Genomic DNA, 5,525 nt, shown 5'->3' on the forward strand with positions numbered 1-5,525 from the left:
GGGTCTGGAGCGGTCGGATCTGGCGCGGATGCGTCGTATGGGTGTGCTGCCGATGTCGACGGAAGACGGGCTGCGACTCCTCGACACCGCCGAACGGTCGGCGGACAGCCTGGTCGTGGCCGCGCGTTTCGATCCCCGGGCCCTGGCCGCGGGCGGGGCCCACGGCGCCCAGCCCATGCTGCGCGACCACAAGCCCCACGACCACCGGCCCACCTCCGTGCCTCTCGGTCGCCGCACCGTCGCCTCCGCCGGGGACGGCGGGCAGCCGGACGGCCCCTCCCTGCCGGCGCGACTCGAGGGACTCGGCGACGACGAACGGCGGCAACTGGTGCTGCGCACCGTTCGGGAACACACGGCGACCGTGCTGGGGTACGACTCGGCCACCGCGATCCCCGCCGAACGGGGGTTCCTGGACCTCGGCATCGACTCGCTCACCGCGGTCGAACTGCGCAACCGGCTCAAGACCGACACCGGCCTGCCCCTGCCCGCGACCCTGGTCTTCGACCATCCCGACGCCACCCGCCTCGCCCGGCACCTCGAAGAAGCGCTGGCGGCGAACGACGCCGCAGGCGCACCCGGCGATGCCGACGCCGAACCGCGACGGGGGACGCACGGTGCCGCCTCCGCGGCGGCCGTCCCCGGGGCCGACGTGTCCGACGCGTCCGACGTGTCCGGGCACCTGCAGTCGGCGGACGCCGACGAACTCTTCGACTTCATCGACCGGGAATTCGGTTCCGACTGACCGCCACGACACACTCCCCGGCGCCCTGCGGCCAGGTGCGCGCCGTCCGACCTCTGACACCGCGGCAAGACCATGTGAGGCCCTGATGCCGGAAGATGACAAGCTCCTCGGCTACCTGCGCCGGGTGACCGCCGACCTGCACGACACCCGGGGACGGCTGCGCGAGATCGAGGCCGCGGCCCACGAACCGATCGCGGTCGTCGGCATGGCCTGCCGCTTCCCCGGCGGCGTCGCCACCCCCGAGGACCTCTGGCACCTGGTCCGCGAGGGGAGCGACGCCATCACCCCGTTCCCCGACGACCGTGGCTGGGACCTCGACGCCCGCTACGACCCCGACCCGGACGCACCCGGACGCACCTACGTCCGCGAAGGCGGCTTCCTGCACGACGCGGGCGACTTCGACGCCGACTTCTTCGGCATCTCCCCGCGCGAGGCCGACGCGATGGACCCCCAGCAGCGCCTTCTCCTCGAAGCGTCCTGGGAGGCCGTGGAACGGGCAGGCATCGACCCCGCCTCCCTCAAGGGCCGTGCCGCCGGAGTGTTCGTCGGCGCCGTCGCCCTCGACTACGGGCCGCCCCTGGACGCCGCCGACGGCATCGAGGGACACCTGATGACCGGCACCACCACCAGCGTCGTCTCCGGCCGCATCGCGTACACGCTCGGACTGCAGGGCCCCGCCGTCACGGTGGACACCGCCTGCTCGTCGTCCCTCGTCGCCCTGCACCTGGCCGTGCGCTCGCTCCGCCAGGGCGAGTGCGGCCTCGCCCTCGCCGGCGGTGCCACCGTCATGCCCACGCTCGGCACCTTCATGGGATTCAGCCGGCAGCGCGGCCTGGCCCCCGACGGCCGGTGCAAGCCGTTCTCCGCCGCCGCCGACGGCTTCGGCCCGGCGGAGGGCGCCGGCGTGCTCTGCCTCGAACGGCTCTCCGACGCCCGCCGCAACGGCCACCGCGTCCTCGCCGTCGTCCGCGGCACGGCGGTCAACCAGGACGGCGCCAGCAGCGGACTCTCCGCTCCGAACGGTCCCGCGCAGCAACAGGTCATCCGGGCGGCGTTGGCGGACGCCGGGCTGGACGGGTCGGACGTGGACGTGGTGGAGGCGCACGGTACGGGTACGAAGCTGGGTGATCCGATCGAGGCCGGGGCGCTGCTGGCGACGTACGGGCAGGGGCGTGATCCCGAGCGGCCGCTGTGGCTGGGGTCGGTGAAGTCGAACATCGGGCACACGCAGGCCGCCGCCGGCGTTGCGGGCATCATCAAGACCGTACTCGGCCTGCGGCACCAGGAGCTGCCGCGCACCCTGCACGCCGACGAGCCGTCCCCGCACGTCGACTGGTCCGCCGGTACCCTGCGCCTGCTCACCCGGGCCGTCCCCTGGCCCCGGGCCGAGCGGCCGCGCCGCGCCGGTGTCTCGTCGTTCGGCGTCAGCGGCACCAACGCCCACGTCATCCTCGAAGAGGCACCGGCCGCCGAAGAGCCCCGGACGGCTGAGGCACCGACCCCCGAAGAGACCCGTACCGCCCCGACGCTCCCGCTGGTGCCGTGGGTCCTGTCGGCCAAGTCCGCCGACGCCCTGCGTGACCAGTGCGCACGGCTCGCCGCCCACACCGAGGCGCACCCCGACCGGACGCCCGCCGACATCGGCCTCACGCTCGCCACCGCGCGCACCGCCTTCGACCACCGGGCCGTACTCCTCACCCGGGACCGGGCCGAGGGCGCGGACCTGCTGCGGCAGTACGCGTCCGGCGCGGAGCCCGTCGCACTCGTCTCCGGCACGGTCCGCGACTCGATCGGCCCCGTCTTCGTCTTCCCGGGCCAGGGGTCGCAGTGGACCGGTATGGCGGTGGAACTGCTCGACGCCTCCCCGGTCTTCGCGCGCCGCATGGACGAGTGCGCGGCGGCGCTCGCCCCCCATCTGGACGTCCCCCTGCTGGAAGCGCTGCGGGACGAGGCGGCGCTGGAGCGGGTGGAGGTCGTCCAACCCGCGCTGTGGGCGGTCATGGTGTCGCTGGCCGAGGTGTGGCAGTCCTACGGCGTCCGGCCGGCCGCGATCGTGGGCCACTCGCAGGGCGAGATCGCCGCCGCGGTGGTCGCGGGCGCGCTGACCCTCGAGGACGGGGCGCGGGTGGTGGCGCTGCGCAGCCGGGCGCTGACGGCAGTCGCCGGGCGCGGCGGCATGGCCTCCGTCACGGCACCCGCGGACGACGTGCGCCGCGTCGTCGAGTCCCACCGCGGCGCCCTGTCCGTCGCCGCGGTCAACGGCCCCTCGCACGTCGTGGTCTCCGGCGACGCCGCCGCCCTGGACGCGCTGCTGGCCGCCTACGAGGCCGACGGCGTGCGCACCCGCCGCATCCCGGTCGACTACGCCTCCCACTCGGTCCACATGGAGGAGATCCGCGCCGAGGTCGAAAAGGCGGCGTCCGGCTTGTCCCCGCGCCCCTCCGACGTGCCGTTCCACTCCACCGTGACCGCCGGGAAGGCCGACACGACCACGCTGGACGCCGCGTACTGGTACCGCAACCTCCGCTCCCAGGTCCGCTTCGAGGACACCGTGCGCGGCCTGCTCGACGCGGGCTTCCGCCACTTCGTCGAAGTCAGCCCCCACCCCGTGCTCACCCCCGGCGTGGAGCGGACCGCCGAGGACCACGGCAGCGACGCGTCGGTGGTCGGGACGCTGCGGCGCGGCGACGGCGGCGAACCCCGGCTGCTCAGGTCCCTCGCCGAGGCCCACGCCGCCGGAACGCGGGTGGACTGGTCCCGCGCGTTCGACGCGACCGGAGCCGTCCGCGTCGACCTGCCCACCTACGCCTTCCAGCGCCGCCGGCACTGGCTCGACTCCGGCACGTCCGCCGTCGTGGACGCCGCCGCGACCGGCATGGAACCCGTCGGGCACCCGCTGCTCGACGCGGGCGTGCCCCTGCCCGACTGCGACGGCCACTTGTTCACCGGCCGCTGGTCACTGCGCACCCACCCGTGGCTGGCCGACCACACGGTGGGCGGCCGGGCGGTCGTCCCGGGCAGCGCCCTCGTCGAGACCGTGCTGCGCGCGGCAGACGCCGTCGGCTGCGACCGGCTGGAGGAACTGAGCATCGAAACGCCGGTCGTGCTCCCCGCCGACCGCGGCGCTCTGCGCGTCCAGGTGATGGTGGGCGGCCCCGAGGACGGCGACGGCCGCCGTGCCGTGGGCGTGTACGTCTGCGACACCGAGGGCGTCTGGGCGCGGCACGCCCGCGCCACCCTCACCGCCGCCCCCGACCGGCACGAACCCGCCGGCCTCGACAACTGGCCCCCCGCCGACGGCGCCCGGCAGGTCGACACGAGTGGGCTGTACGAGCGGCTCGCCGCCGCCGGACTGTCCTACGGCCCGGTCTTCCGCGGCCTCGGCACCGTCTGGAGCCGGGGCGACGAAATCTACGCCGAGGTCACCCTGCCCGACGAGGCACGTGCCGCCGCCGACGGATTCGGCCTGCACCCGGCACTGCTGGACGCCGCCCTGCACGCCTGGCCGGCCCGCGCGGACGACCTCACCTCCGTCGAACTGCCGTTCCTGTGGACCGGTGTCTCGCTGTACGCCACCGGAGCGTCGCGCCTGCGGGTGCGGCTCACGCCGGTCACCGGCGGTGGCATGTCGGTGCTGCTGGCGGACGAGGCGGGCCGGCCGGTGGCATCCGCCGACACACTGGTGACCCGCCCGCTCCAGGACGCCGGCACGGCGGCCGGCCGGGGCGCGGGCACCCTGCACCGTGTGCACTGGACCCCCGTACCGGTGCCGGCCGCCGGCACGGAGCCCGCGGCCGCACCGGTGCTCGCGTTCGTCGGCCCGGAGATCCCCGGTGCCGGGCTCGACGCCGGCACGTCACGCCATGACGATCTGACCGGCCTGGCCGAGCAGTTGGCCGACGGCCGGTGCCCGGCACCGGCATACGTGCTGGCGAGCACGGCCCAGGGCCCGGCACTCCCGGCCGGCGCCGAAGGGGACACGGCGCAGGAGGCGCTGGCCGCCGCCGGGCGCGCGCTGGACCTCGTGCAGTCCTGGCTGGCCCACGAGGAGTTCGCCGCCACCGGCGCCAAGCTGGTGCTGCTCACCCGGGGAGCCGTCGCGGCGGGGCCGGGCGAGGGCGTGCCGGGCCTCGCGGCCACGCCGGTCTGGGGCCTGGTGCGTTCCGCGCAGTCGGAACACCCCGGCCGGTTCGTCCTGGCCGACCTCGACCACGACCCGGGCTCACTCGCCGCCCTGGCCTCCGCCCTCGGCACCGGGGAACCGCAACTGGCGCTCCGGCGGGGCGAGGCCCTCGTCCCGCGACTCACCGCGGTACCGGACACCCCCGAACTCCCCGACACACCGTGGCGGTTGCGGACCACCCCCGGAGCCGCGCTCGACGGGATCGCCCCGGCTCCGGAGACGGCGGCGGCCCGGCCGCTCGGCGAGCGCGACATACGCGTCGACGTCCGGGCAGCCGGCGTCAACTTCCGCGACGTGCTGATCTCGCTGGGCACCTACCCCGACGCGGAGAGCGCGCGCATGGGCAGCGAAGGCGCCGGTGTCGTCACCGAGATCGGCCCCGGCGTGACCGGCGTGGCCGTCGGCGACCGGGTCATGGGGCTGGGCGGCGACTGGTTCGGCTCGTCCACCGTGGTGGATGAGCGGGTGGTGGTGGGGGTGCCGGAGGGGTGGTCGTTCGTTGAGGCGGCGTCGGTGCCGGTGGCTTTTGTGACGGCGTTCTATGCGTTGGTGGATGTGGCGGGTGTGCGGTCGGGTGAGTCGGTGTTGGTGCATGCGGCT

The 5,525-nt window shown here is 75.3% G+C and carries 2 protein-coding genes; both read left to right on the forward strand.

Features of this window, described 5'->3' with window-relative positions; genetic code table 11:
- On the forward strand, positions 1-742 hold a 742-nt coding region (locus IG94_RS39335), incomplete at its 5' end, for an acyl carrier protein (RefSeq protein ID WP_211269727.1).
- 85 nt (positions 743-827) lie between these two features.
- Positions 828-5,525 (forward strand): type I polyketide synthase (locus IG94_RS43935; protein ID WP_043485724.1); only part of this gene is annotated, 4,698 nt, incomplete at its 3' end.

Source organism: Streptomyces olivaceus (genome assembly GCF_000721235.1).
Taxonomy (GTDB): domain Bacteria; phylum Actinomycetota; class Actinomycetes; order Streptomycetales; family Streptomycetaceae; genus Streptomyces; species Streptomyces olivaceus.